Genomic DNA, 25,382 nt, shown 5'->3' on the forward strand with positions numbered 1-25,382 from the left:
CGTCAAATGATCGATTATGAAGTATTGCGTTTTATCTGGTGGCTGCTGGTTGGCGTTCTGCTGATTGGTTTTGCTGTCACTGACGGTTTCGACATGGGGGTGGGCATGCTCACCCGTTTCCTCGGTCGTAACGACACCGAGCGTCGAATTATGATTAACTCCATTGCACCACACTGGGACGGTAACCAGGTTTGGCTGATCACCGCGGGCGGCGCACTCTTTGCTGCCTGGCCGATGGTCTATGCCGCTGCGTTCTCCGGCTTCTATGTGGCGATGATCCTCGTGCTGGCGTCTTTGTTCTTCCGTCCGGTCGGTTTTGACTACCGCTCCAAGATTGAAGAAACCCGCTGGCGTAACATGTGGGACTGGGGCATCTTCATTGGTAGCTTCGTTCCGCCGCTGGTAATTGGTGTAGCGTTCGGTAACCTGTTGCAGGGCGTACCGTTCAACGTTGATGAATATCTGCGTCTGTACTACACCGGTAACTTCTTCCAGTTGCTTAACCCGTTCGGCCTGCTGGCAGGCGTGGTGAGCGTAGGGATGATCATTACTCAGGGCGCAACCTATCTGCAAATGCGTACCGTGGGCGAACTGCACCTGCGTACCCGTGCAACGGCTCAGGTGGCTGCGCTGGTGACACTGGTCTGTTTCGCACTGGCTGGCGTATGGGTGATGTACGGTATCGATGGTTATGTCGTGAAATCGACAATGGACCATTACGCAGCCTCTAACCCACTGAATAAAGAAGTGGTTCGTGAAGCTGGCGCATGGCTGGTTAACTTCAACAACACGCCAATTCTGTGGGCTATTCCGGCACTGGGTGTGGTTCTGCCGCTGCTGACCATCCTGACTGCACGTATGGATAAAGCCGCGTGGGCGTTTGTGTTCTCCTCCCTGACGCTGGCCTGCATCATCCTGACAGCCGGTATCGCAATGTTCCCGTTTGTGATGCCGTCCAGCACCATGATGAACGCAAGTCTGACAATGTGGGATGCAACTTCCAGCCAGCTGACGCTTAACGTCATGACCTGGGTTGCGGTGGTTCTGGTACCGATCATTCTGCTCTACACCGCCTGGTGTTACTGGAAAATGTTCGGTCGTATCACCAAAGAAGATATTGAACGTAACACCCACTCTCTGTACTAAGTAAGGAGCTAAAAATGTGGTATTTCGCATGGATTCTGGGAACGCTTCTTGCCTGTTCGTTTGGGGTAATCACCGCGCTGGCGCTTGAACACGTCGAATCAGGCAAAGCCGGTCAAGAAGACATCTGATGAGTAAGATTATCGCGACCTTGTATGCGGTAATGGACAAGCGCCCCCTGCGGGCGCTTTCCTTCGTGATGGCGCTTCTGTTAGCAGGATGTATGTTTTGGGACCCATCTCGTTTTGCCGCGAAGACCAGTGAACTGGAAATCTGGCATGGTTTATTGCTGATGTGGGCCGTCTGTGCTGGTGTGATTCACGGCGTGGGCTTTCGTCCGCAGAAGGTTCTTTGGCAAGGGATTTTTTGCCCATTGCTTGCCGATATTGTTCTCATTGTCGGGCTGATTTTCTTCTTCTTTTAAATCAGAATTCTCTTTAAAAAATTATGGGCCGCTCCAGGCCCATAAATTTTTACGCTCCCTTAACTTGCCCTCATTCCCAAACCTCAATCGCGCGCGTATAGTAGCAGCGTTTAAAAGCTCTAACTTTTGTTGCATTACCGGGATGTAAAGTGAATACAACGCTGTTTCGATGGCCGGTTCGCGTCTACTATGAAGATACCGATGCCGGTGGTGTGGTGTACCACGCCAGTTACGTCGCTTTTTATGAAAGAGCACGCACAGAGATGCTGCGTCATCATCACTTCAGTCAGCAGGCGCTGATGGCTGAACGCGTTGCCTTTGTGGTACGTAAAATGACGGTGGAATATTACGCACCTGCGCGGCTCGACGATATGCTCGAAATACAGACTGAAATAACATCAATGCGTGGCACCTCTTTGGTTTTCACGCAACGTATTGTCAACGCCGAGAATACTTTGCTGAATGAAGCAGAGGTTCTGGTTGTTTGCGTTGACCCACTCAAAATGAAGCCTCGTGCGCTTCCCAAGTCTATTGTCGCGGAGTTTAAGCAGTGACTGACATGAATATCCTTGATTTGTTCCTGAAGGCTAGCCTTCTGGTTAAACTTATCATGTTGATTTTGATTGGTTTTTCAATCGCATCCTGGGCCATTATTATCCAGCGAACCCGTATTCTTAACGCAGCGGCGCGTGAAGCCGAAGCGTTTGAAGATAAATTCTGGTCTGGAATCGAACTCTCTCGCCTCTATCAAGAGAGTCAGGGGAAACGGGATAATCTGACTGGTTCGGAACAAATCTTTTACAGCGGGTTCAAAGAGTTTGTGCGCCTGCATCGTGCCAATAGCCATGCGCCGGAAGCCGTAGTGGAAGGGGCGTCGCGTGCTATGCGTATCTCCATGAACCGTGAACTTGAAAATCTGGAAACGCACATTCCGTTCCTCGGTACGGTTGGCTCCATCAGCCCGTATATTGGTCTGTTTGGTACGGTCTGGGGGATCATGCACGCCTTTATCGCCCTCGGGGCGGTAAAACAAGCAACACTGCAAATGGTTGCGCCCGGTATCGCAGAAGCGTTGATTGCGACGGCAATTGGTCTGTTCGCCGCAATTCCGGCGGTAATGGCTTATAACCGTCTCAACCAGCGCGTAAACAAACTGGAACTGAATTACGACAACTTTATGGAAGAGTTTACCGCGATTCTGCACCGCCAGGCGTTTACCGTTAGCGAGAGCAACAAGGGGTAAGCCATGGCCAGAGCGCGTGGACGAGGTCGTCGCGATCTCAAGTCCGAAATCAACATTGTACCGTTGCTGGACGTACTGCTGGTGCTGTTGCTGATCTTTATGGCGACAGCGCCCATCATCACCCAGAGCGTGGAGGTCGATCTGCCAGACGCTACTGAATCACAGGCGGTGAGCAGTAACGATAATCCGCCAGTGATTGTTGAAGTGTCTGGTATTGGTCAGTACACCGTGGTGGTTGAGAAAGATCGCCTGGAGCGTTTACCACCAGAGCAGGTGGTGGCGGAAGTGTCCAGCCGTTTCAAGGCCAACCCGAAAACGGTCTTTCTGATCGGTGGCGCAAAAGATGTGCCTTACGATGAAATAATTAAAGCACTGAACTTGTTACATAGTGCGGGTGTGAAATCGGTTGGTTTAATGACGCAGCCTATCTAAACATCTGCGTTTCCCTTGCTTGAAAGAGAGCGGGTAACAGGCGAACAGTTTTTGGAAACCGAGAGTGTCAAAGGCAACCGAACAAAACGACAAGCTCAAGCGGGCGATAATTATTTCAGCAGTGCTGCATGTCATCTTATTTGCGGCGCTGATCTGGAGTTCGTTCGATGAGAATATAGAAGCTTCAGCCGGAGGCGGCGGTGGTTCGTCCATCGACGCTGTCATGGTTGATTCAGGTGCGGTAGTTGAGCAGTACAAACGCATGCAAAGCCAGGAATCAAGCGCGAAGCGTTCTGATGAACAGCGCAAGATGAAGGAACAGCAGGCTGCTGAAGAACTGCGTGAGAAACAAGCGGCTGAACAGGAACGCCTGAAGCAACTTGAGAAAGAGCGGTTAGCGGCTCAGGAGCAGAAAAAGCAGGCTGAAGAAGCCGCAAAACAGGCCGAGTTAAAGCAGAAGCAAGCTGAAGTGGCAGCAGCGAAAGCGGCGGCAGATGCTAAAGCTGCGGAAGAAGCAGCGAAGAAAGCGGCTGCAGACGCGAAGAAAAAAGCAGAAGCAGAAGCCGCCAAAGCCGCAGCCGAAGCGCAGAAAAAAGCCGAGGTAGCCGCTGCGGCACTGAAGAAGAAAGCGGAAGCGGCAGAAGCAGCTGCAGCTGAAGCAAGAAAGAAAGCGGCAACTGAAGCTGCTGAAAAAGCCAAGGCAGAAGCTGAGAAGAAAGCGGCTGCTGAAAAGGCTGCAGCTGATAAGAAAGCGGCAGCAGAGAAAGCTGCAGCCGACAAAAAAGCAGCAGAAAAAGCGGCTGCTGATAAGGCAGCAGCTGATAAGAAAGCAGCGGCAGAAAAAGCCGCCGCAGACAAAAAAGCGGCAGCGGCAAAAGCAGCAGCTGAAAAAGCCGCTGCAGCAAAAGCTGCCGCAGAGGCAGATGATATTTTCGGTGAGCTAAGCTCTGGTAAGAATGCACCGAAAACGGGGGGAGGGGCGAAAGGGAACAATGCTTCGCCTGCCGGGAGTGGTAATACTAAAAACAATGGCGCATCAGGGGCCGATATCAATAACTATGCCGGGCAGATTAAATCTGCTATCGAAAGTAAGTTCTATGACGCATCGTCCTATGCAGGCAAAACCTGTACGCTGCGCATAAAACTGGCACCCGATGGTATGTTACTGGATATCAAACCTGAAGGTGGCGATCCCGCACTTTGTCGGGCTGCGTTGGCAGCAGCTAAACTTGCGAAGATCCCGAAACCACCAAGCCAGGCAGTATATGAAGTGTTCAAAAACGCGCCATTGGACTTCAAACCGTAATCGCGATGTTGACTGTTCGGACGGTCAACATCAGGCACCGGTTGCCACGGGGTTCTGGTAGTTTTGTGTATTTTAGTTTGTTAACATTCTGCTAAATTATCGTGGGCCATCGGTCCAGATAAGGGAGATATGATGAAGCAGGCATTACGAGTAGCATTTGGTTTTCTCATACTGTGGGCATCAGTTCTGCATGCTGAAGTCCGCATTGTGATCGACAGCGGTGTAGATTCCGGTCGTCCTATTGGTGTTGTTCCTTTCCAGTGGGCGGGGCCTGGTGCGGCACCTGAAGATATTGGCGGCATCGTTGCTGCTGACTTGCGTAACAGCGGTAAATTTAATCCGTTAGATCGCGCTCGTCTGCCACAGCAGCCGGGTAGTGCGCAGGAAGTACAACCAGCTGCATGGTCCGCACTGGGCATTGACGCTGTAGTTGTCGGTCAGGTCACTCCGAATCCGGATGGTTCTTACAATGTTGCTTATCAACTTGTTGACACTGGCGGCGCACCGGGTACTGTACTTGCTCAGAACTCGTACAAAGTGAACAAGCAGTGGCTGCGTTATGCTGGTCATACCGCCAGTGATGAAGTGTTTGAAAAACTGACCGGCATTAAAGGTGCGTTCCGTACCCGTATTGCCTACGTTGTTCAGACCAACGGCGGTCAGTTCCCGTATGAACTGCGCGTATCTGACTATGACGGTTACAACCAGTTTGTCGTTCACCGTTCACCGCAGCCGCTGATGTCTCCGGCGTGGTCACCAGACGGTTCTAAACTGGCTTATGTGACCTTCGAAAGCGGTCGTTCCGCGCTGGTTATTCAGACGCTGGCAAATGGCGCTGTACGTCAGGTGGCTTCATTCCCGCGTCACAACGGTGCACCTGCATTCTCGCCAGACGGCAGCAAACTGGCATTCGCCTTGTCGAAAACCGGTAGTCTGAACCTGTACGTAATGGATTTGGCTTCTGGTCAGATCCGCCAGGTGACTGATGGTCGCAGTAACAATACCGAACCGACCTGGTTCCCGGATAGCCAGAACCTGGCATTTACTTCTGACCAGGCCGGTCGTCCGCAGGTTTATAAAGTGAATATCAACGGCGGTGCGCCACAACGTATTACCTGGGAAGGTTCGCAGAACCAGGATGCGGATGTCAGCAGCGACGGTAAATTTATGGTAATGGTCAGCTCCAATGGTGGGCAGCAGCACATTGCCAAACAAGATCTGGCAACGGGAGGCGTACAAGTTCTGTCGTCCACGTTCCTGGATGAAACGCCAAGTCTGGCACCTAACGGCACTATGGTAATCTACAGCTCTTCTCAGGGGATGGGATCCGTGCTGAATTTGGTTTCTACAGATGGGCGTTTCAAAGCGCGTCTTCCGGCAACTGATGGACAGGTCAAATTCCCTGCCTGGTCGCCGTATCTGTGATAATAATTAATTGAATAGTAAAGGAATCATTGAAATGCAACTGAACAAAGTGCTGAAAGGGCTGATGATTGCTCTGCCTGTTATGGCAATTGCGGCATGTTCTTCCAACAAGAACGCCAGCAATGACGGCAGCGAAGGCATGCTGGGTGCCGGCACTGGTATGGATGCGAACGGCGGCAACGGCAACATGTCTTCCGAAGAGCAGGCTCGTCTGCAAATGCAACAGCTGCAGCAGAACAACATCGTTTACTTCGATCTGGACAAGTACGATATCCGTTCTGACTTCGCTCAAATGCTGGATGCACATGCAAACTTCCTGCGTAGCAACCCGTCTTACAAAGTCACCGTAGAAGGTCACGCGGACGAACGTGGTACTCCGGAATACAACATCTCCCTGGGTGAACGTCGTGCGAACGCCGTTAAGATGTACCTGCAGGGTAAAGGCGTTTCTGCAGACCAGATCTCCATCGTTTCTTACGGTAAAGAAAAACCTGCAGTACTGGGTCATGACGAAGCGGCATACTCCAAAAACCGTCGTGCGGTACTGGTTTACTAAGAGAATTGCATGAGCAGTAACTTCAGACATCAACTATTGAGTCTGTCGTTACTGGTTGGTATAGCGGCCCCCTGGGCCGCTTTTGCTCAGGCACCAATCAGTAGTGTCGGCTCAGGCTCGGTCGAAGACCGCGTCACTCAACTTGAGCGTATTTCTAATGCTCACAGCCAGCTTTTAACCCAACTCCAGCAACAACTTTCTGATAATCAATCCGATATTGATTCCCTGCGTGGTCAGATTCAGGAAAATCAGTATCAACTGAATCAGGTCGTGGAGCGGCAAAAGCAGATCCTGTTGCAGATCGACAGCCTCAGCAGCGGTGGTGCAGCGGCGCAATCAACCAGCAGCGATCAAAGCGGTGCGGCGGCATCAACGACGCCGACAGCTGATGCTGGTACTGCGAATGCTGGCGCGCCGGTGAAAAGCGGCGATGCAAACACGGATTACAATGCAGCTATTGCGCTGGTGCAGGATAAATCCCGCCAGGATGACGCAATGGTGGCATTTCAGAATTTCATCAAAAATTACCCTGATTCAACTTACCTGCCAAACGCCAATTATTGGCTGGGTCAGTTAAACTACAACAAGGGTAAAAAAGATGATGCGGCGTACTATTTTGCTTCGGTAGTGAAAAACTATCCGAAGTCACCAAAGGCTGCTGATGCGATGTTTAAAGTCGGCGTCATCATGCAGGACAAAGGTGACACCGCAAAAGCGAAAGCCGTATACCAGCAGGTTATCAGTAAATACCCTGGTACTGATGGCGCTAAACAGGCACAAAAACGTCTGAACGCGATGTAATGCATAACACACGACCAGAAGTCGCATTATTTCTGGTCGTGTCGTGCGAATCATAAGCAGTTGAGTGATCTGCATCGAAATTTTTGTTGCGCTCAAGTCTGAAATCAGTAATATATGCCGCCGTTGCCACGGGATATCAAACAAACCGAAAGCAACGAAAAAGTGGGTCGTTAGCTCAGTTGGTAGAGCAGTTGACTTTTAATCAATTGGTCGCAGGTTCGAATCCTGCACGACCCACCACTAACATAGTTAGTTGTAGTATCCAGCGTAGTGTCGGGTGATTAGCTCAGCTGGGAGAGCACCTCCCTTACAAGGAGGGGGTCGGCGGTTCGATCCCGTCATCACCCACCACCGGGTCGTTAGCTCAGTTGGTAGAGCAGTTGACTTTTAATCAATTGGTCGCAGGTTCGAATCCTGCACGACCCACCACTAATTACGGTGGGTTCGGTGGAAGTAGTTTGTAGTATCCAGCGTAGTGTCGGGTGATTAGCTCAGCTGGGAGAGCACCTCCCTTACAAGGAGGGGGTCGGCGGTTCGATCCCGTCATCACCCACCACTCGGGTCGTTAGCTCAGTTGGTAGAGCAGTTGACTTTTAATCAATTGGTCGCAGGTTCGAATCCTGCACGACCCACCAATGTAAAAAAGCGCCCTAAAGGCGCTTTTTTGCTATTCAGGCATCCTCAATTTCACTTTGTAAACCTGATGACATCGTCAGAGCTTACTGTGCAAGCAACTCTACGTCGGTGGAATTAGGCGTAATTCGAGTGACTTTTCCCCACCATTCGACTATCTTGTTTAGCATATAAAACAAATTACACCGATAACAGCGAATGTTACGCTAATGTCGGTTTTAACGTTAAGCCTGTAAAACGAGATGGTAAGATGAGCGTAATGTTTGATCCAGACACGGCGATTTATCCTTTCCCCCCGAAGCCGACGCCGTTAAGCATTGATGAAAAAGCGTATTACCGCGAGAAGATAAAACGTCTGCTAAAAGAACGTAATGCGGTGATGGTTGCCCACTACTATACCGATCCCGAAATTCAACAACTGGCAGAAGAAACCGGTGGCTGTATTTCTGATTCTCTGGAAATGGCGCGCTTCGGTGCAAAGCATCCCGCTTCTACTTTGTTAGTCGCTGGGGTGAGATTTATGGGAGAAACCGCCAAAATTCTCAGTCCGGAAAAAACAATTCTGATGCCGACACTTCAGGTTGAGTGTTCACTGGATCTCGGCTGCCCTGTTGAAGAATTTAACGCATTTTGCGATGCCCATCCCGATCGTACTGTCGTCGTCTACGCCAACACTTCTGCTGCGGTAAAAGCGCGCGCAGATTGGGTGGTAACTTCAAGCATTGCCGTCGAACTTATTGATCATCTTGATAGTTTGGGTGAAAAAATCATCTGGGCACCCGACAAACATCTGGGGCGTTACGTGCAAAAACAGACGGGTGGAGACATTTTATGCTGGCAGGGTGCCTGCATTGTGCATGATGAATTTAAGACTCAGGCGTTAACCCGCTTGCAAGAAGAATACCCGGATGCTGCCATACTGGTGCATCCAGAATCACCACAAGCTATTGTCGATATGGCGGATGCGGTCGGTTCCACCAGTCAACTGATCGCTGCTGCAAAAGCATTGCCTCATCAGAGGCTTATTGTGGCAACCGATCGGGGTATTTTCTACAAAATGCAGCAGGCGGTGCCAGATAAAGAGTTACTGGAAGCACCAACCGCGGGTGAGGGCGCAACCTGCCGCAGCTGCGCGCATTGTCCGTGGATGGCCATGAATGGCCTTCAGGCTATCGCAGAGGCATTAGAACAGGAAGGAAGTAATCACGAGGTTCATGTCGATGAGAGGCTGCGAGAGAGGGCGCTGGTGCCGCTCAATCGTATGCTGGATTTTGCGGCTACACTACGTGGATAACGAATAATAAGGCGTAACGTTACGCTTTGGGGGAAAGATGGATTTTTTTAGTGTGCAGAATATCTTGGTACATATACCAATAGGGGCGGGCGGTTATGATCTCTCATGGATCGAAGCGGTAGGCACGATCGCCGGGTTGCTGTGTATTGGCCTTGCCAGTCTGGAGAAGATCAGCAACTACTTCTTTGGCCTGATCAACGTTACCTTGTTTGGCATTATTTTCTTTCAGATTCAGCTGTATGCCAGCCTGCTATTACAGGTGTTTTTCTTTGCCGCGAATATTTACGGCTGGTATGTGTGGTCGCGACAAACCAGTCAGAACGAGGCGGAGTTGAAAATTCGCTGGTTGCCATTGCCGAAGGCACTCAGCTGGTTGGCGGTTTGCGTTGTTTCGATTGGTCTGATGACGGTATTTATCAATCCGGTGTTTGCATTTTTGACCCGCGTGGCAGTCATGATCATGCAAGCATTAGGATTACAGGTTGTGATGCCTGAACTGCAACCGGACGCTTTCCCGTTCTGGGATTCATGCATGATGGTGTTATCTATCGTGGCAATGATTCTGATGACGCGTAAGTATGTGGAAAACTGGCTGTTGTGGGTGATTATTAACGTGATTAGCGTCGTTATTTTTGCACTTCAGGGCGTTTACGCCATGTCTCTGGAGTACATCATCCTGACCTTTATTGCGCTCAACGGCAGCCGGATGTGGATCAACAGCGCACGTGAAAGAGGCTCACGCGCGCTGTCCCATTAATGGTGATGATGTGAATGGCCAGACACCCCTTCATTCAGGTGGCAGTCTGGCCCATGACAAGGTTGATATTCCATCTGAATGGTGGCGTGCTCAATCTGATAGTGATCCATCAGGTAGTGTTGGATCTGATCCAACAAGGCATCGTGATCGTGTGGCGGGATCACCTGCACATGCAACGTCATCACCGGCTTCTCGCCTACCATCCATACATGTACATGGTGCACATTGCGGACTTCCGGGATTTCCCGGCACATACGACGCTTCAGTTCAGCGATATCCAGCGATACCGGTGCACCTTCAAGTAATTCATTCACGCTATCTTTCAACAGTCGCCACGCGCTACGCAGAACCAGAAGCGACACCAGTATCGAGAGAATGGGGTCAGCAGGTGTCCAGCCAGTCCAGATAATAATCAACGCGGCAATAATAGCCCCAACCGAACCCAGCAGGTCCCAGAGCACATGCAGTGCCGCTGCTCGTACGTTGAGGTTTTTCTCTTCGCTGCCGTGATGAAGTAACCAGAAAGAAAGTATATTTGCCAGCAACCCAGCCACGGCAATTGCCATCATCATGCCTCCCTCGACCGGACGCGGCGTGCGGAAGCGTTCTATCGCCTCCCAGACAATCAAAATGGTAATTACCACGAGGGCGATGGCATTCACAAACGCCGCGAGCGTGGTCAGTCTTAGCCAACCGAAAGTGTGGCGAATGGTGGGCGGATGACGTGAAAATTGCACGGCGAGTAGGGCGAAAAGCAGGGCGGCAGTATCGGTCAACATATGACCCGCATCGGCCAGCAATGCCAGAGAACCAGAAAGAAAACCACCAACGACTTCTACCAGCATAAACCCGGCAGTCACGCCGAAAGCATACAACAAGCGACGAGCATTATTATCTTCTGGCAGGTGTGAGGACGTGTGTGAGTGTGAGTGCGGCATGACGAGTCATCCCTTAATTATTCTCACTTAACTTTATGACATCATACTGCTTTTAGAAGTGAAAAATTAAAAGGGAGAGACTCCGCTCTCCCATTATTGGCTATTTTGCAGGGTTACTGCGTGGTACCGTCGGTTTTGGTATCGACATCATTATTGATGCCATCACCGGTTTGTACCTTTTTATTGATATCCGGACATCGACCATCTTTGCACATGGTGTTCTTGTGCTCTTCATCTTTGGTCATTCCGTCATTGTTCATTGAAGAACCATCCGAATGCAGCATTGTGCCGCCAGAACCGGTATTTACCCCGTTATTGTCGACGTTATTTGGCGCGACATTTTCACGGGCGTCAGGGGCTACCTGGCCCGCATCAGCTGCGGCGTTTGCCTAGCCGTTATTAGTTTGCGCTCCGCTATCGGCAGCCAGTGCGGCACCGCTGGCAAGGCTTAGAGTGGCAGTCAGAAATAATGTAGCCAGTTTTGTCATTTTCATAGGATGCTCCTGTTATGGTCGTTATGTCGGATAACCTCTTCCAACAGTGCATTTGCAGGTGAATATAAGGCATTGGTTTAAGATTTCAGCCGGTTTATGAAACGCAGCAGAGAATCTTGAAATAATTAACAAACAAAGGAGTTACAGTTAGAAATTGTAGGAGAGATCTCGTTTTTCGCGACAATCTGGCGTTTTTCTTGCTAATTCCAGGATTAATCCGTTCATAGTGTAAAACCCCGTTTACACATTCTGACGGAAGATATAGATTGGAAGTATTGCATTCACTAAGATAAGTATGGCAACACTGGAACAGACATGAATTATCAGAACGACGATTTACGCATCAAAGAAATCAAAGAGTTACTTCCTCCTGTCGCATTGCTGGAAAAATTCCCCGCAACTGAAAATGCCGCGAATACGGTTGCCCATGCCCGAAAAGCGATCCATAAGATCCTGAAAGGTAATGATGATCGCCTGTTGGTGGTGATTGGCCCGTGCTCAATTCATGATCCTGTCGCGGCTAAAGAGTATGCCACTCGCTTGCTGGCGCTGCGTGAAGAGCTGAAAGATGCGCTGGAAATCGTAATGCGCGTCTATTTTGAAAAGCCGCGTACCACGGTGGGCTGGAAAGGGTTGATTAACGATCCGCATATGGATAACAGCTTCCAGATCAACGACGGTCTGCGTATAGCCCGTAAATTGCTGCTTGATATTAACGACAGCGGTCTGCCAGCGGCGGGTGAGTTTCTCGATATGATCACTCCTCAGTATCTCGCTGACCTGATGAGCTGGGGCGCAATTGGTGCACGTACCACGGAATCGCAGGTGCACCGTGAACTGGCGTCTGGTCTTTCTTGTCCGGTAGGTTTTAAAAATGGCACAGACGGTACGATTAAAGTGGCTATCGATGCCATTAATGCCGCCGGTGCGCCGCACTGCTTCCTGTCCGTAACTAAATGGGGGCATTCGGCGATTGTGAATACCAGTGGTAACGGCGATTGCCATATCATTCTGCGCGGCGGTAAAGAGCCTAACTACAGCGCGAAGCACGTTGCTGAAGTGAAAGAAGGGCTGAACAAAGCAGGTCTGCCAGCTCAGGTGATGATCGATTTCAGCCATGCTAATTCGTCCAAACAATTCAAAAAGCAGATGGATGTTTGTGCTGACGTTTGCCAGCAGATTGCCGGTGGCGAAAAGGCCATTATTGGCGTGATGGTGGAAAGCCATCTGGTGGAAGGCAATCAGAGCCTCGATAGCGGGGAGCCGCTGGCCTACGGTAAGAGCATCACCGATGCCTGCATTGGCTGGGAAGATACCGATGCTCTGTTACGTCAACTGGCGAATGCAGTAAAAGCGCGTCGCGGGTAAGGTTTAATTGTCGGATGCGCCGTCAGAGTGGCGTATCCGATGAATCACCACAGGCCTGATAAGACGCGCAGCGTCGCATCAGGCAATGTGCTCCATTGTTAGCAACGACAAACAAAAAAGCCGACTCACTTGCAGTCGGCTTTCTCATTTTTTAAACGAATGACGTTTACTTCGCTTTACCCTGGTTCGCAACGGCTGCTGCTTTCGCCGCGATCTCGTCAGCATTACCCAGATAATAGCGTTTCAGCGGTTTGAAATTCTCGTCGAACTCATACACCAGCGGCACGCCAGTCGGGATATTCAGCTCAAGAATCTCTTCTTCGCTCATGTTATCAAGATATTTCACCAGCGCACGCAGGGAGTTACCGTGTGCGGCGATGATTACGCGCTCACCGCTCTTCATACGCGGCAGAATGGTTTCATTCCAGTAAGGGATCACGCGGTCAATGGTCAGCGCCAGGCTTTCCGTCAGCGGCAATTCTTTCTCGCTCAGTTTCGCGTAACGCGGATCGTGACCCGGATAACGCTCATCATCTTTAGTCAGTTCCGGCGGAGTCACTGCAAAACCACGACGCCACTGTTTCACCTGCTCGTCGCCATACTTTTCAGCAGTTTCCGCTTTGTTCAGACCCTGCAACGCACCGTAGTGACGTTCGTTCAGTTTCCAGGATTTCTCAACGGGCAGCCATGCCTGATCCAGTTCGTCCAGCACATTCCACAGGGTATGGATAGCGCGTTTCAACATAGAAGTGTAAGCAAAGTCAAAGCTGTAACCTTCCTCTTTCAGCAGCTTACCTGCTGCTTTTGCTTCGCTTACGCCTTTCTCAGACAGATCCACGTCGTACCAACCGGTGAAACGGTTTTCTTTGTTCCACTGACTTTCGCCATGACGAACCAGAACCAGCTTAGTTACAGCCATATACTTACTCCTCAAATCATCTTTTAATGATAATAATTCTCATTATATTGCCGTGACGAAGCAACAGCAATGCTTACGCATAACCATAGCGAAAATAGTGGCGCAGTGTAAGGTTGTTGTGAATATTGAGTTGCAAATATGTCGGTGTTTGCTGGTGATTTGAACAATATGAAGATAAAGCCCTCATGACGAGGGCTTAACATTACTCAGCAATAAACTGATATTCCGTCAGGCTGGAATACTCTTCGCCAGGACGCAGGAAGCAGTCCGGTTGCGGCCATTCAGGGTGGTTCGGGCTGTCCGGCAGAAACTCGCTTTCCAACGCCAGCCCTTGCCAGTCGGCGTAAGGTTCGGTTCCCCGCGACGGTGTGCCGCCGAGGAAGTTGCCGGAGTAGAATTGAAGAGCCGGAGCGGTGGTGTAGACCTTCAGCTGCAATTTTTCATCTGCTGACCAGACATGCGCCGCCACTTTCTTGCCATCGCCTTTGGCCTGTAACAAGAATGCGTGATCGTAACCTTTCACTTTGCGCTGATCGTCGTCGGCAAGAAACTCACTGGCGATGATTTTGGCGCTGCGGAAATCAAAAGACGTTCCGGCGACAGATTTCAAGCCGTCGTGCGGAATGCCGCCTTCATCAACCGGAAGATATTCGTCCGCCAGAATCTGCAACTTGTGATTGCGCACGTCAGACTGCTCGCCGTCAAGATTGAAATAGACGTGATTAGTCATATTCACCGGGCAAGGTTTATCAACTGTGGCGCGATAAGTAATGGAGATACGGTTATCGTCGGTCAGACGATATTGCACCGTCGCGCCGAGATTACCCGGGAAGCCCTGATCGCCATCATCTGAACTCAGGGCAAACAGCACCTGACGATCGTTCTGGTTCACAATCTGCCAGCGACGTTTGTCGAACCCTTCCGGGCCGCCGTGCAGCTGGTTAACGCCCTGGCTTGGCGAAAGCGTCACGGTTTCACCGTCAAAGGTATAACGACTATTGGCGATGCGGTTGGCATAACGACCAATAGAGGCCCCCAGAAACGCAGCCTGATCCTGATAGCATTCCGGACTGGCACAGCCGAGCAGCGCCTCGCGGACGCTGCCATCGGAAAGCGGAATACGGGCGGAAAGTAAAGTCGCACCCCAGTCCATCAGCGTGACTACCATCCCTGCGTTGTTACGCAAAGTTAACAGTCGGTACGGCTGACCATCGGGTGCCAGTGCGGGAGTTTCGTTCAGCACTGTCCTGCTCCTTGTGATGGTTTACAAACGTAAAAAGTCTCTTTAATACCTGTTTTTGCTTCATATTGTTCAGCGACAGCTTGCTGTACGGCAGACACCAGCTCTTCCGGGATCAGCGCGACGATACAGCCGCCAAATCCGCCGCCGGTCATGCGTACGCCACCTTTGTCGCCAATCACAGCTTTGACGATTTCTACCAGAGTGTCAATTTGCGGCACGGTGATTTCGAAATCATCGCGCATAGAGGCATGAGACCCCGCCATCAACTCGCCCATACGTTTCAGGTCGCCTTGCTCCAGCGCGCTGGCAGCTTCAACGGTGCGGGCGTTTTCAGTCAGGATATGACGCACGCGTTTCGCCACGATTGGGTCCAGCTCATGTGCAACAGCGTTGAACTCTTCAATGGTGACATCGCGCAGAGCTGGCTGCTGGAAGAAACGCGCACCGGTTTCGCACTGTTCACGACGGGTGTTGTATTCGCTGCCAACCAGGGTACGTTTGAAGTTACTGTTGATGATGACGACAGCCACACCTTTCGGCATGGAAACTGCTTTAGTCCCCAGTGAGCGGCAGTCAATCAGCAAGGCATGATCTTTCTTGCCGAGTGCGGAAATTAGCTGATCCATGATCCCGCAGTTACAGCCAACAAACTGGTTTTCTGCTTCCTGACCGTTAAGCGCGATTTGTGCGCCGTCCAGCGGCAGATGATAAAGCTGCTGCAATACGGTTCCGACCGCGACTTCCAGTGAAGCGGAAGAACTTAACCCGGCACCCTGCGGCACATTGCCGCTGATCACCATGTCCACACCGCCGAAGCTGTTGTTACGCAGTTGCAGATGTTTCACCACGCCACGAACGTAGTTCGCCCATTGATAGTTTTCATGCGCGACAATGGGCGCATTGAGGGAAAACTCGTCGAGCTGATTTTCATAATCGGCTGCCATCACGCGAACTTTACGGTCATCGCGTGGTGCACAGCTGATCACGGTTTGATAATCAATCGCGCAGGGCAGAACGAAACCGTCGTTGTAGTCGGTGTGTTCACCAATCAAATTCACGCGGCCAGGCGCCTGAATGGTGTGAGTGGCAGGGTAGCCAAATGCGTTGGCAAACAGAGATTGTGTTTTTTCTTTCAGACTCATTTCTTACACTCCGGATTCGCGAAAATGGATATCGCTGACTGCGCGCAAACGCTCTGCTGCCTGTTCTGCGGTCAGGTCTCGCTGGGTCTCTGCCAGCATTTCATAACCAACCATAAATTTACGTACGGTGGCGGAGCGCAGCAGAGGCGGATAAAAGTGCGCGTGCAGCTGCCAGTGTTGATTCTCTTCGCCATTAAATGGTGCGCCGTGCCAGCCCATAGAGTAGGGGAAGGAGCACTGGAAGAGGTTGTCATAACGACTGGTCAGCTTTTTCAACGCCAGCGCCAAATCGCTGCGCTGGGCGTCGGTCAAATCGGTGATCCGCAAAACGTGGGCTTTGGGCAGCAGTAGCGTTTCGAACGGCCAGGCAGCCCAGTAAGGCACAACGGCTAACCAGTGTTCGGTTTCGACAACGGTACGGCTACCGTCTGCCAGCTCGCGCTGAACATAATCCACCAGCATTGGTGATTTCTGTTCGGCAAAATATTCTTTTTGCAGGCGGTCTTCGCGCTCAGCTTCGTTAGGCAGGAAGCTATTTGCCCAAATCTGTCCGTGCGGATGCGGGTTAGAGCAGCCCATCGCCGCACCTTTGTTTTCAAAGACCTGCACCCACGGGTACGTTTTTCCCAGCTCTGCGGTTTGCTCCTGCCAGGTTTTGACGATTTCCGTCAATGCCGCAACGCTCAGTTCTGGCAACGTTTTACTGTGATCCGGTGAAAAGCAGATCACCCGGCTGGTACCGCGCGCGCTCTGGCAACGCATCAAAGGATCGTTGCTTTCTGGCGTATCTGGCGTGTCAGACATCAAGGCCGCAAAGTCATTAGTGAAAACGTAAGTCCCGGTGTAATCGGGGTTTTTATCGCCTGTCACCCGCACATTACCTGTGCAGAGGAAGCAATCTGGATCGTGCGCAGGTAACACCTGTTTGGCTGGCGTTTCCTGCGCCCCCTGCCAGGGGCGCTTAGCGCGGTGCGGTGAAACCAGAATCCATTGCCCGGTGAGCGGGTTGTAGCGGCGATGTGGATGATCAACGGGATTAAATTGCGTCATGGTCGTTCCTTAATCGGGATATCCCTGTGGATGGCGTGACTGCCAGTGCCAGGTGTCCTGCGCCATTTCATCGAGTGTGCGCGTTACGCGCCAGTTCAGTTCACGGTCGGCTTTGCTGGCGTCCGCCCAGTAGGCCGGAAGGTCGCCTTCGCGACGCGGTGCAAAATGATAGTTAACCGGTTTGCCGCAGGCTTTGCTGAAGGCATTAACCACGTCCAGCACGCTGCTGCCTACGCCAGCACCGAGGTTGTAGATGTGTACGCCTGGCTTGTTCGCCAGTTTTTCCATCGCCACGACGTGACCGTACGCCAGATCCATTACGTGGATGTAATCGCGTACGCCAGTACCATCTTCGGTCGGATAATCGTTACCAAAAATCGCCAGCGAGTCGCGACGGCCTACAGCAACTTGGGCGATGTATGGCATCAGGTTATTCGGAATGCCTTGCGGATCTTCGCCCATATCGCCCGACGGATGCGCGCCAACCGGGTTGAAGTAGCGCAGCAGGGCAATGCTCCAGTCCGGCTGGGCTTTTTGCAGGTCGGTGAGGATCTGTTCCACCATCAATTTGCTTTTGCCATAAGGGCTTTGCGGTGTGCCGGTCGGGAAGCTTTCAACGTATGGAATTTGGGGCTGATCGCCATAAACGGTGGCGGAGGAGCTAAAAATAAAGTTTTTGACGTTAGCGGCGCGCATGGCGCTAATCAGGCGCAGAGTGCCGTTGACATTGTTGTCGTAATATTCCAGCGGTTTTTGTACCGATTCGGCGACGGCTTTCAGCCCGGCGAAGTGGATCACGGTGTCGATAGCGTGATCGTGCAGGATCTCGGTCATCAACGCTTCGTTACGAATATCGCCTTCAACAAACGTTGGATGTTTGCCGCCTAAACGCTCGATAACAGGCAGTACGCTGCGCTTACTGTTACAGAGGTTATCAAGAATGATGACATCATGACCGTTTTGCAGTAATTGCACGCAGGTATGACTTCCAATGTAACCGCTACCACCGGTAACCAGAACTCTCATAATTCGCTCCATTAGGCTTATGGTATGAAATAACCATAGCATAACAAAGATGCGAAAAGTGTGACATGGAATAAATTAGTGGAATCGTTTACACAAGAATTTAGCCGTTTTTTATGCGCGATTAAGTGATTATAAAACAGAGGGTTTATGAATGATTGCGCTTTTTATCTGAAAAAAGAAGCGGTTTCATGCCTGCATGCGTCGAACCGTTGGCCGGAGAGGGCGCTTAGGCCGCCTCCGGCAAGGTCAGCACTACCGACTCAATATATTTTTGTCAGCACATAGCGATAGAGTCCACCGTCCGGCACGAACTCAAGGCGATGGGTAATACAGGCAGGCGCATCTTCAGCGTGGTGCGAAACAAACAACAATTGCGTTTCACCTTCGCTAATCAGCACATCAACAAAACGGCGGATAAGTTGGCGATTGAGCGGATCAAGCCCCTGTAGTGGTTCATCGAGAATAAGCAACGTCGGATGTTTCACCAGTGCGCGGACGATCAGCGCCAGACGCTGCTGTCCCCAGGAAAGACTATGGAACGGAGCGTCAGCCGTGTGTTTATCAATGCCGAGAATATCCAGCCACTGCTGCACCAGTTTTTGCTGGCGATCCGAAACGGCCTGATAAATGCCAATCGAATCAAAATAGCCAGAAAGAATCACATTACGCACGGTAGTGCTGACCCGGTAATCCAGATGCAAACTACTGCTGACGTAACCGATATGCTTTTTGATGTCCCAGATGGTTTCGCTGCTGCCGCGACGTCGGCCGAAAAGCGTCAAATCGTTGCTGTAACCTTGCGGATGATCGCCAGTAATCAGGCTTAATAACGTCGATTTTCCCGCGCCATTTGGCCCGACAATTTGCCAGTGTTCGCCTGGATTCACCTGCCAGCTAAGGTTATTAAGAATGGGGCGATCATTATAAGAAACCACGCCATTGTTCAGCACAATGCGCGATTCGTTGGCGGGTAAGGCGTGACGTGCTGAAGGTTCATCCGGCTCCGGCAGTTGCACACCTTCAAGCTGTTCACTATGCGCAAGTTGCGCGACGAGTGCTTGCTGGAGCAGTTCCTCTTTAGCGCCAGTTTCCGCTAACGTACAATCCGCCAGCACGCCAGCAAACTGGACAAATTCCGGGATCTCATCGAAGCGATTGAGCACCAGTACCAAAGTAATACCGGACTGATGTAACGAGGCGAGTCGCTCAGCCAGCTGCTGACGTGAGGCAACATCCAGGCCATCGAACGGCTCATCAAGAATCAACAAGTCAGGCTCCGACATCAGCGCCTGACACAGCAGGGTTTTTCGCGTCTCGCCAGTGGAAAGGTATTTAAAGCGTCGGTCGAGGAGGGCGGTAATACCGAACTGCTGCGCCAGTTGCATGCAACGCGGTGCATCCTTTACTTCATCCTGAATAATCTCAGCCGTAGTGCGTCCGGTGTCATCTTCGCTAGGGCCGAGCATATCGGTGTTATTCCGTTGCCATTCGTCGCTGACGAGCTTTTGCAATTGCTCGAAGGAGAGACGAGTGATGTGGGAAAACTGGCTTTGCCGTTCACCTTTCAAAAGCGGAAGTTCCCCCGCCAGCGCGCGGGCCAGCGCCGACTTTCCACTTCCATTCGAACCGACAAACGCCCAACTATCACCCGCGTTTAACGTTAGCTGAGGCAATTGCAGCGTTTTTGTGTCGCTAAGACGAAACGTGCCTTGCAAAATTTGCAACGATGATATTTTATATCCCATTTTGTGCAGCGATTTCTGACAGGGATACGTGTTTCATAACAAATTGTCAACACGCTTAGCACAGCGTGGCGATAATCACGCTGTCGGCATTAAAGTAGGCCGTGACATTCTGCCCTTGCTGAAGAGAAGTCGCTTCATTTACCGGCACTGTGGCGCACAGTGTTTGCCCGTCGGGTAGCGCCATTAATACTTCGCACTGCTCTGCGCCGCGCTCAATATGACTAATAATACCCGGTAATTGGTTGTCGGCGTTTTGTGCGACCGCTTCGTCCTGAGTAATGCCTACCCACGGCGCTTTTAGCAATATCAACACTTCTTTGCCTTCATCCAGCCCCAGACGTGCGCCGCTTTGTGCGGTAATTGCGACTTTCAGGCGTGTTTTTCCGTCAGCCAGTAAGACATCAACATGCTGTTGAACGTCATCATGATCGCGGGCGGTGATGGTACCGAACCACTGGTTACGGGCGCTGGTTTGCAGTGAAAAACGTGAGATCGCGGCCAGCAGGCTGTTCAGCGGCAGGGCGTCATCGTCACTTAACACATCAAAGGCTTTTTGCTGGATTTGCGCCAGTAAGTCATAGAGCTGAATCAGTCGCTGACCATAGCGGGTCAGTACTGCGCCTCCGCCACCTTTACCGCCTGTTGCGCGCTCGACCAGAATATGCTCACTTAACTGATTCATCTCGTTAATGGCATCCCAGGCGCTTTTATAGCTGATACCGGCATCTTTCGCTCCCTGGCTAATGGAACCGGAAAGCGCAATGTGTTTTAGTAGCGAAATGCGGCGCGGGTCGGCGAATAATTTTTGTTGGAGCTTAAGGGTGAGAAGGATTTCGGCCTGCATAACAATGTCCTAGCAAAAGTCTTATTGTGACGGAAAACGAACGCCACGCAAAGCTGACCGCACAAAAGGGGAGTGCTTTTCTGTGCTTAGCGGTTAGAATAGTCTCATGACTATATCTGGAGTTGACCATGTTAGAGTTATTAAAAAGTCTGGTATTCGCCGTAATCATGGTACCTGTCGTGATGGCCATCATCCTGGGTCTGATTTACGGTCTTGGTGAAGTATTCAACATCTTTTCTGGTGTTGGTAAAAAAGACCAGCCCGGACAAAATCATTGATTCCCTGAATGCCCGCTTAGTCGGGCATTTTCTTTTTCTCAACTTCCTGCTTTTCCTGCCGATATTTTTTCTTATCTACCTCACAAAGGTTAGCAATAACTGCTGGGAAAATTCCGAGTTAGTCGTTATATTGTCGCCTACATAACGTTACATTAAGGGGTTACCAATGGCTCGTAAATGGTTGAACTTGTTTGCCGGGGCGGCACTCTCTTTCGCAGTTGCTGGCAATGCACTGGCAGATGAAGGGAAAATCACGGTGTTCGCCGCCGCATCACTGACTAACGCAATGCAGGACATTGCTACGCAGTATAAAAAAGAGAAAGGCGTGGATGTGGTTTCTTCTTTCGCTTCGTCATCTACTCTCGCCCGTCAGATTGAAGCGGGTGCCCCTGCGGATCTGTTTATTTCTGCCGATCAGAAATGGATGGATTATGCGGTTGATAAAAAAGCGATCGATACTGCTACGCGTCAGACACTGCTCGGCAATAGCCTGGTCGTTGTAGCACCGAAAGCCAGCGAGCAGAAAGATTTCACCATCGACAGCAAAACTAACTGGACTTCGCTGCTGAATGGCGGTCGCCTGGCGGTTGGCGATCCGGAACATGTTCCCGCTGGCATTTATGCAAAAGAAGCACTGCAAAAACTGGGCGCATGGGATACGCTCTCTCCGAAACTGGCCCCAGCGGAAGATGTTCGTGGGGCGCTGGCGCTGGTCGAACGTAACGAAGCGCCTCTGGGCATTGTCTACGGTTCTGACGCAGTTGCCAGCAAAGGGGTAAAAGTGGTTGCCACCTTCCCGGAAGATTCACATAAAAAAGTGGAATATCCGGTTGCTGTTGTGGAAGGGCATAACAATGCGACAGTGAAAGCATTTTATGATTATCTGAAGGGACCGCAGGCAGCGGAAATCTTTAAACGTTACGGATTTACAACCAAGTAATGATACTGACCGATCCAGAATGGCAGGCAGTTTTATTAAGCCTGAAAGTTTCTTCCCTGGCTGTGCTGTTTAGCCTGCCGTTTGGGATCTTTTTTGCCTGGTTACTGGTGCGTTGCACGTTTCCGGGCAAAGCTCTGCTCGACAGCGTACTGCATCTACCGCTGGTGTTACCGCCCGTGGTCGTCGGTTACTTATTATTAGTTTCGATGGGACGGCGCGGATTTATCGGTGAACGTCTGTATGACTGGTTTGGTATTACCTTCGCCTTTAGCTGGCGCGGCGCGGTTCTCGCTGCCGCCGTCATGTCGTTTCCGCTGATGGTGCGGGCAATTCGTCTGGCGCTGGAAGGGGTTGATGTCAAACTGGAACAGGCCGCAAGAACACTAGGTGCCGGGCGCTGGCGCGTTTTCTTTACTATCACGTTACCGCTGACCTTACCGGGAATTATTGTTGGTACGGTACTGGCTTTTGCTCGTTCTCTCGGTGAGTTTGGTGCAACCATCACCTTTGTGTCGAACATTCCTAGCGAAACGCGAACCATTCCTTCTGCCATGTATACCCTGATCCAGACCCCCGGCGGGGAAAGTGGCGCGGCGAGACTGTGCATTATTTCTATTGCGCTGGCGATGATCTCCCTGTTGATTTCAGAATGGCTGGCCAGAATCAGCCGTGAACGGGCGGGGCGCTAATCATGCTGGAGCTGAATTTTTCCCAGACGTTGGGCAACCATTGCCTGACCATTAATGAAACGCTGCCCGCCAATGGCATCACTGCTATCTTTGGCGTCTCCGGTGCCGGAAAAACTTCGCTGATTAACGCCATCAGTGGACTGACGCGCCCGCAAAAAGGGCGGATTGTCCTCAATGGGCGGGTACTAAATGATGCCGAAAAAGGTATCTGCCTGACGCCGGAAAAGCGTCGTGTTGGCTATGTTTTTCAGGATGCGCGGTTGTTCCCGCATTACAAAGTGCGTGGCAATCTGCGCTACGGCATGTCGAAAAGTATGGTCGTTCAGTTCGATAAGCTGGTGGCGCTTTTAGGCATTGAACCGTTGCTTGACCGTTTACCAGGCAGCCTGTCCGGAGGCGAAAAACAGCGCGTGGCGATTGGTCGGGCTTTGCTGACAGCACCGGAATTGCTGTTGCTGGATGAACCGCTGGCGTCACTGGATATTCCGCGTAAACGCGAACTGTTGCCTTATCTGCAACGGCTGACACGGGAAATCAACATTCCGATGTTGTATGTCAGCCATTCGCTGGATGAGATCCTCCATCTGGCAGACAGAGTGATGGTACTGGAAAACGGTCAGGTGAAAGCCTTTGGCGCGCTGGAGGAAGTGTGGGGCAGTAGCGTGATGAATCCGTGGCTGCCGAAAGAGCAACAAAGTAGCATTCTGAAAGTGACGGTGCTTGAGCATCATCCGCATTACGCGATGACCGCGCTGGCGCTGGGCGATCAGCATTTGTGGGTCAATAAGCTGGGCGAACCGCTGCAAGCTGCGCTACGTATCCGCATTCAGGCTTCCGATGTTTCTCTGGTTTTACAACCGCCGCAGCAAACCAGCATTCGTAACGTATTGCGGGCAAAAGTTGTTAATAGTTATGACGACAACGGCCAGGTGGAAGTGGAGCTGGAAGTCGGCGGTAAAACGCTGTGGGCGCGTATCAGCCCGTGGGCCAGGGATGAACTGGCGATCAAACCTGGCCTGTGGCTGTACGCGCAAATTAAAAGTGTGTCGATAACCGCCTGATTAAATCAGGTGGCTATAAATGAACTGGGCAATGCTGTCGGTGGTGTTATCACCAATCACAATGTTGGCGCGCGCTTTTACCGCGTCATCGGCGTTGCCCATCGCCACGCCTGTACCAGCGGCTTCCAGCATACTGATATCATTAAAGTTATCGCCGAATGCCACGACGTTTTCCATCGACCAACCTTGCGCCTCAACCCATTTCGTCAAACGTTTACCTTTGCTGTTGCCGCCGTGTGCAATATCAACCTGATCGTGCCAGGACCATTCACACTCCAGTCCCAGTTCATGTTCGACATGCTTACCAAAATGCTGCAATTGCGGCAGGTCATCGTGCGTCAGGGCGAACTTCCATACGGCGTTAACTTGTTGCGTCGTTTCAGCCAGAGAAGCGACTTGTGTGAAAGTCGGACGCTGTTCCGGCGGCAGGGTTTGCGCCCAGTTAGACGTGCGAATGACATGCCCGGTCGGGTGCTCATAGACCATTGCATCATCGACATACATCAGACCGTGAATGTGGTGTTCATTCAGCATCTCAATGAGTTGCAGGGCTTTATTAACGGGCATTGGGTCCGCTTCCAGCACGGTTTTTGCATGATAATCATACAAATAGGTGCCATTACAGCAAATAGCAGGTGTATCCAGCGCCAGCGCCTGATAAAAAGGATGAATAGCGACGTGATGGCGACCTGTGACGATGATTAATTGATAGCCTGCTTCGCGAGCGCGGGCCAGGGCTTCTATCGATGATGGAAGCAAGGTCTTTTTCGGGGTCAATAAGGTGCCGTCTAAGTCGAGAGCAATCACGCGTGTGGTCATGGCGTATTCCAGATTAAGGTTAAGAATTTTCGTCTGCGCGAATGGTACACCGATACCACTATCGGACAAAATTCTGCGTTTTAATTCAGCATTCACCGCCAAAAGCGACTAATTTTAGCTGTTACAGTCAGTTGCTAAATGCAAAGGAGCATTCATGAAGCAAATGCTCTTTAGGAATTAATCCTTTACAATCAATTAATTACAAGTGGTATTTCGAAATCATTCGAAATTAATTCTAAATGTCTTTCCATTCCCTCCCTCGTCCGTCACGGTATTTATCCGTCATGCTGGATGAACGATGTCCAAGGAGCGCCTGAGTGAAATCACTGCCTTTTTCTGCTGAGTGCAGGCGACCGGATAAACTTCGGATTTCATGAAATGGCGGTGGGTCACCTTCCCATTTCAATCCGGATGTGTCTCGGGCAATCCTGAACTGTGCTGCGATTGTCCTGGCTGTCTTCCCTCCGAGTAACTTTTCGTTTTTACCGTTTATTTTTTTCAAGTTATCCAGTACATCGGCAAGTGTTAAATTCAATCTGGAAATCGTGGTGGGGAGAGAAATGCGAATTTTTGCCCCTGTTTTTTGTTGTTCCACGTATAGCCTGCCATCTCTTATATCCTCCCATCTCATAGCCGCCAGATCTCCTTCGCGCTGTCCTGTTACCAGTGCAAGATCCATGCAAAGGCCGAACCATTCGTTCTGGACGTCTGCTATTTTCCTGATTAACAGATACTCGTCAATTAACAGTCGACTGCGCTTCACTTCAGTTCTGAATGGCCTGGTTGCAGAAGCTGGATCTTCTTCGGCAAGA

27 protein-coding genes, 5 tRNA genes and 1 pseudogene are annotated in these 25,382 nt (G+C 51.0%); 22 read left to right on the forward strand and 11 right to left on the reverse strand.

Annotated elements, in window-relative coordinates; genetic code table 11:
* Positions 1 to 6: 6 nt before the first annotated feature.
* The 17 genes from cydB (at position 7) to pnuC (ending at position 10,014) form a co-directional block, all read left to right on the forward strand.
* Positions 7 to 1,146, forward strand: a complete 1,140-nt coding sequence (gene cydB / locus ACUU1M_RS04960; RefSeq protein ID WP_000568275.1) for a cytochrome d ubiquinol oxidase subunit II — start codon at positions 7 to 9, stop codon at positions 1,144 to 1,146.
* 14 nt (positions 1,147 to 1,160) lie between these two features.
* Positions 1,161 to 1,274, forward strand: coding sequence for a cytochrome bd-I oxidase subunit CydX (gene cydX / locus ACUU1M_RS04965; protein WP_000270282.1), 114 nt, complete (start codon positions 1,161 to 1,163; stop codon positions 1,272 to 1,274).
* A complete protein-coding gene (gene ybgE / locus ACUU1M_RS04970; RefSeq protein ID WP_000034602.1) occupies positions 1,274 to 1,567 on the forward strand; it encodes a cyd operon protein YbgE in 294 nt (97 codons plus the stop codon). Before cydX ends, ybgE begins: the two co-directional genes overlap by 1 nt.
* 149 nt (positions 1,568 to 1,716) lie before the next feature.
* Positions 1,717 to 2,121, forward strand: coding sequence for a tol-pal system-associated acyl-CoA thioesterase (gene ybgC / locus ACUU1M_RS04975; RefSeq protein ID WP_001098384.1), 405 nt, complete (start codon positions 1,717 to 1,719; stop codon positions 2,119 to 2,121).
* Positions 2,118 to 2,810 carry a Tol-Pal system protein TolQ gene (gene tolQ / locus ACUU1M_RS04980; protein ID WP_000131314.1) on the forward strand — a complete coding sequence of 231 codons (693 nt, stop codon included), beginning with the start codon at positions 2,118 to 2,120 and terminating at the stop codon, positions 2,808 to 2,810. The genes ybgC and tolQ overlap by 4 nt, the downstream gene beginning before the upstream one ends.
* Before the next feature lie 3 nt (positions 2,811 to 2,813).
* Positions 2,814 to 3,242, forward strand: a complete 429-nt coding sequence (tolR, locus tag ACUU1M_RS04985; RefSeq protein ID WP_000090097.1) for a colicin uptake protein TolR — start codon at positions 2,814 to 2,816, stop codon at positions 3,240 to 3,242.
* Between the two features lie 64 nt (positions 3,243 to 3,306).
* Positions 3,307 to 4,548, forward strand: a complete 1,242-nt coding sequence (gene tolA, locus ACUU1M_RS04990) for a cell envelope integrity protein TolA (protein ID WP_152028929.1) — start codon at positions 3,307 to 3,309, stop codon at positions 4,546 to 4,548.
* A gap of 132 nt (positions 4,549 to 4,680) precedes the next feature.
* On the forward strand, positions 4,681 to 5,973 hold the full coding sequence (gene tolB, locus ACUU1M_RS04995; RefSeq protein ID WP_001295307.1) for a Tol-Pal system beta propeller repeat protein TolB: 1,293 nt from the start codon (positions 4,681 to 4,683) through the stop codon (positions 5,971 to 5,973).
* Positions 5,974 to 6,007: 34 nt separating this feature from the next.
* Positions 6,008 to 6,529, forward strand: a complete 522-nt coding sequence (gene pal / locus ACUU1M_RS05000; protein ID WP_001295306.1) for a peptidoglycan-associated lipoprotein Pal — start codon at positions 6,008 to 6,010, stop codon at positions 6,527 to 6,529.
* Positions 6,530 to 6,538: 9 nt separating this feature from the next.
* On the forward strand, positions 6,539 to 7,330 hold the full coding sequence (gene cpoB, locus ACUU1M_RS05005) for a cell division protein CpoB (RefSeq protein ID WP_000097580.1): 792 nt from the start codon (positions 6,539 to 6,541) through the stop codon (positions 7,328 to 7,330).
* Between the two features lie 164 nt (positions 7,331 to 7,494).
* Positions 7,495 to 7,570 (forward strand) — tRNA-Lys (locus tag ACUU1M_RS05010).
* Between the two features lie 35 nt (positions 7,571 to 7,605).
* Positions 7,606 to 7,681, forward strand: a tRNA-Val gene (locus ACUU1M_RS05015).
* 2 nt (positions 7,682 to 7,683) lie between these two features.
* Positions 7,684 to 7,759, forward strand: a tRNA-Lys gene (locus tag ACUU1M_RS05020).
* A gap of 51 nt (positions 7,760 to 7,810) precedes the next feature.
* Positions 7,811 to 7,886, forward strand: a tRNA-Val gene (locus ACUU1M_RS05025).
* 3 nt (positions 7,887 to 7,889) lie between these two features.
* A tRNA-Lys gene (locus ACUU1M_RS05030) sits at positions 7,890 to 7,965 on the forward strand.
* 248 nt (positions 7,966 to 8,213) lie between these two features.
* Positions 8,214 to 9,257: a quinolinate synthase NadA gene (gene nadA, locus ACUU1M_RS05035; RefSeq protein ID WP_000115305.1), complete on the forward strand. Its 1,044-nt coding sequence runs from the start codon at positions 8,214 to 8,216 to the stop codon at positions 9,255 to 9,257.
* 37 nt (positions 9,258 to 9,294) lie between these two features.
* Positions 9,295 to 10,014, forward strand: coding sequence for a nicotinamide riboside transporter PnuC (gene pnuC / locus ACUU1M_RS05040; protein WP_000345425.1), 720 nt, complete (start codon positions 9,295 to 9,297; stop codon positions 10,012 to 10,014).
* On the opposite strand, the gene zitB is transcribed toward pnuC, so the two are convergent.
* Positions 10,011 to 10,952: a CDF family zinc transporter ZitB gene (gene zitB, locus ACUU1M_RS05045; RefSeq protein ID WP_001120660.1), complete on the reverse strand. Its 942-nt coding sequence runs from the start codon at positions 10,950 to 10,952 to the stop codon at positions 10,011 to 10,013. The genes pnuC and zitB overlap by 4 nt on opposite strands.
* A gap of 113 nt (positions 10,953 to 11,065) precedes the next feature.
* Positions 11,066 to 11,446 (reverse strand): annotated as a pseudogene (locus ACUU1M_RS05050) (YbgS-like family protein).
* A gap of 315 nt (positions 11,447 to 11,761) precedes the next feature.
* Here ACUU1M_RS05050 and aroG point away from each other — a divergent pair.
* Positions 11,762 to 12,814 carry a 3-deoxy-7-phosphoheptulonate synthase AroG gene (aroG, locus tag ACUU1M_RS05055; protein ID WP_152028977.1) on the forward strand — a complete coding sequence of 351 codons (1,053 nt, stop codon included), beginning with the start codon at positions 11,762 to 11,764 and terminating at the stop codon, positions 12,812 to 12,814.
* Between the two features lie 166 nt (positions 12,815 to 12,980).
* On the opposite strand, the gene gpmA is transcribed toward aroG, so the two are convergent.
* The 7 genes from gpmA to modE form a co-directional block, all read right to left on the reverse strand.
* Positions 12,981 to 13,733 (reverse strand): 2,3-diphosphoglycerate-dependent phosphoglycerate mutase, encoded by a 753-nt coding sequence (gene gpmA, locus ACUU1M_RS05060; protein WP_005073358.1) that lies wholly within the window; start codon positions 13,731 to 13,733, stop codon positions 12,981 to 12,983.
* Positions 13,734 to 13,935: 202 nt separating this feature from the next.
* On the reverse strand, positions 13,936 to 14,976 hold the full coding sequence (galM, locus tag ACUU1M_RS05065) for a galactose-1-epimerase (protein ID WP_000931389.1): 1,041 nt from the start codon (positions 14,974 to 14,976) through the stop codon (positions 13,936 to 13,938).
* The gene (gene galK / locus ACUU1M_RS05070) at positions 14,970 to 16,118 is read right to left on the reverse strand and encodes a galactokinase (protein ID WP_000053442.1); all 1,149 of its coding nucleotides are present in this window, start codon (positions 16,116 to 16,118) and stop codon (positions 14,970 to 14,972) included. The genes galM and galK overlap by 7 nt, the downstream gene beginning before the upstream one ends.
* Positions 16,119 to 16,121: 3 nt before the next feature.
* On the reverse strand, positions 16,122 to 17,168 hold the full coding sequence (galT, locus tag ACUU1M_RS05075; protein ID WP_000191537.1) for a galactose-1-phosphate uridylyltransferase: 1,047 nt from the start codon (positions 17,166 to 17,168) through the stop codon (positions 16,122 to 16,124).
* Positions 17,169 to 17,177: 9 nt separating this feature from the next.
* Positions 17,178 to 18,194: a UDP-glucose 4-epimerase GalE gene (gene galE, locus ACUU1M_RS05080; RefSeq protein WP_001265431.1), complete on the reverse strand. Its 1,017-nt coding sequence runs from the start codon at positions 18,192 to 18,194 to the stop codon at positions 17,178 to 17,180.
* 260 nt (positions 18,195 to 18,454) lie between these two features.
* Positions 18,455 to 19,927 (reverse strand): molybdate ABC transporter ATP-binding protein ModF, encoded by a 1,473-nt coding sequence (modF, locus tag ACUU1M_RS05085; RefSeq protein ID WP_000096895.1) that lies wholly within the window; start codon positions 19,925 to 19,927, stop codon positions 18,455 to 18,457.
* Between the two features lie 67 nt (positions 19,928 to 19,994).
* Positions 19,995 to 20,783: a molybdenum-dependent transcriptional regulator gene (modE, locus tag ACUU1M_RS05090; protein ID WP_001147439.1), complete on the reverse strand. Its 789-nt coding sequence runs from the start codon at positions 20,781 to 20,783 to the stop codon at positions 19,995 to 19,997.
* A gap of 128 nt (positions 20,784 to 20,911) precedes the next feature.
* On the opposite strand from modE, the gene acrZ reads away from it, so the two are divergent.
* The 4 genes from acrZ to modC all read left to right on the forward strand — a co-directional run bounded on the left by acrZ (position 20,912) and on the right by modC (position 23,751).
* Positions 20,912 to 21,061, forward strand: coding sequence for a multidrug efflux pump accessory protein AcrZ (gene acrZ, locus ACUU1M_RS05095; RefSeq protein ID WP_000891515.1), 150 nt, complete (start codon positions 20,912 to 20,914; stop codon positions 21,059 to 21,061).
* 166 nt (positions 21,062 to 21,227) lie between these two features.
* On the forward strand, positions 21,228 to 22,001 hold the full coding sequence (gene modA, locus ACUU1M_RS05100; RefSeq protein WP_000101994.1) for a molybdate ABC transporter substrate-binding protein: 774 nt from the start codon (positions 21,228 to 21,230) through the stop codon (positions 21,999 to 22,001).
* Positions 22,001 to 22,690, forward strand: a complete 690-nt coding sequence (modB, locus tag ACUU1M_RS05105) for a molybdate ABC transporter permease subunit (RefSeq protein ID WP_000604036.1) — start codon at positions 22,001 to 22,003, stop codon at positions 22,688 to 22,690. Before modA ends, modB begins: the two co-directional genes overlap by 1 nt.
* 2 nt (positions 22,691 to 22,692) lie before the next feature.
* Positions 22,693 to 23,751, forward strand: coding sequence for a molybdenum ABC transporter ATP-binding protein ModC (gene modC / locus ACUU1M_RS05110; RefSeq protein ID WP_000891699.1), 1,059 nt, complete (start codon positions 22,693 to 22,695; stop codon positions 23,749 to 23,751).
* On the opposite strand, the gene ybhA is transcribed toward modC, so the two are convergent.
* Together ybhA and ACUU1M_RS05120 are read right to left on the reverse strand one after the other, a co-directional pair.
* Positions 23,752 to 24,570: a bifunctional pyridoxal phosphate/fructose-1,6-bisphosphate phosphatase gene (gene ybhA, locus ACUU1M_RS05115; protein WP_005049371.1), complete on the reverse strand. Its 819-nt coding sequence runs from the start codon at positions 24,568 to 24,570 to the stop codon at positions 23,752 to 23,754.
* 235 nt (positions 24,571 to 24,805) lie between these two features.
* Positions 24,806 to 25,382: tyrosine-type recombinase/integrase (locus ACUU1M_RS05120; protein WP_449144648.1), on the reverse strand; the 577-nt coding region annotated here is incomplete at its 5' end.

It is taken from the genome of Shigella sp. SIG6 (assembly GCF_053555815.1).

Excerpts from the sequence above, each read along its gene's own strand:
- modE (WP_001147439.1), bottom strand. The coding sequence starts at position 20,783 with ATGCAGGCCGAAATCCTTCTCACCCTTAAGCTCCAACAAAAATTATTC.
- nadA (WP_000115305.1), top strand. The coding sequence starts at position 8,214 with ATGAGCGTAATGTTTGATCCAGACACGGCGATTTATCCTTTCCCCCCG.
- cydB (WP_000568275.1), top strand. The coding sequence starts at position 7 with ATGATCGATTATGAAGTATTGCGTTTTATCTGGTGGCTGCTGGTTGGC.
- acrZ (WP_000891515.1), top strand. The coding sequence starts at position 20,912 with ATGTTAGAGTTATTAAAAAGTCTGGTATTCGCCGTAATCATGGTACCT.
- aroG (WP_152028977.1), top strand. The coding sequence starts at position 11,762 with ATGAATTATCAGAACGACGATTTACGCATCAAAGAAATCAAAGAGTTA.
- modC (WP_000891699.1), top strand. The coding sequence starts at position 22,693 with ATGCTGGAGCTGAATTTTTCCCAGACGTTGGGCAACCATTGCCTGACC.
- cpoB (WP_000097580.1), top strand. The coding sequence starts at position 6,539 with ATGAGCAGTAACTTCAGACATCAACTATTGAGTCTGTCGTTACTGGTT.
- zitB (WP_001120660.1), bottom strand. The coding sequence starts at position 10,952 with ATGCCGCACTCACACTCACACACGTCCTCACACCTGCCAGAAGATAAT.
- galK (WP_000053442.1), bottom strand. The coding sequence starts at position 16,118 with ATGAGTCTGAAAGAAAAAACACAATCTCTGTTTGCCAACGCATTTGGC.
- pal (WP_001295306.1), top strand. The coding sequence starts at position 6,008 with ATGCAACTGAACAAAGTGCTGAAAGGGCTGATGATTGCTCTGCCTGTT.
- modA (WP_000101994.1), top strand. The coding sequence starts at position 21,228 with ATGGCTCGTAAATGGTTGAACTTGTTTGCCGGGGCGGCACTCTCTTTC.
- galT (WP_000191537.1), bottom strand. The coding sequence starts at position 17,168 with ATGACGCAATTTAATCCCGTTGATCATCCACATCGCCGCTACAACCCG.
- gpmA (WP_005073358.1), bottom strand. The coding sequence starts at position 13,733 with ATGGCTGTAACTAAGCTGGTTCTGGTTCGTCATGGCGAAAGTCAGTGG.
- cydX (WP_000270282.1), top strand. The coding sequence starts at position 1,161 with ATGTGGTATTTCGCATGGATTCTGGGAACGCTTCTTGCCTGTTCGTTT.
- ybhA (WP_005049371.1), bottom strand. The coding sequence starts at position 24,570 with ATGACCACACGCGTGATTGCTCTCGACTTAGACGGCACCTTATTGACC.
- pnuC (WP_000345425.1), top strand. The coding sequence starts at position 9,295 with ATGGATTTTTTTAGTGTGCAGAATATCTTGGTACATATACCAATAGGG.
- tolB (WP_001295307.1), top strand. The coding sequence starts at position 4,681 with ATGAAGCAGGCATTACGAGTAGCATTTGGTTTTCTCATACTGTGGGCA.
- ybgE (WP_000034602.1), top strand. The coding sequence starts at position 1,274 with ATGAGTAAGATTATCGCGACCTTGTATGCGGTAATGGACAAGCGCCCC.
- galE (WP_001265431.1), bottom strand. The coding sequence starts at position 18,194 with ATGAGAGTTCTGGTTACCGGTGGTAGCGGTTACATTGGAAGTCATACC.
- modB (WP_000604036.1), top strand. The coding sequence starts at position 22,001 with ATGATACTGACCGATCCAGAATGGCAGGCAGTTTTATTAAGCCTGAAA.
- tolR (WP_000090097.1), top strand. The coding sequence starts at position 2,814 with ATGGCCAGAGCGCGTGGACGAGGTCGTCGCGATCTCAAGTCCGAAATC.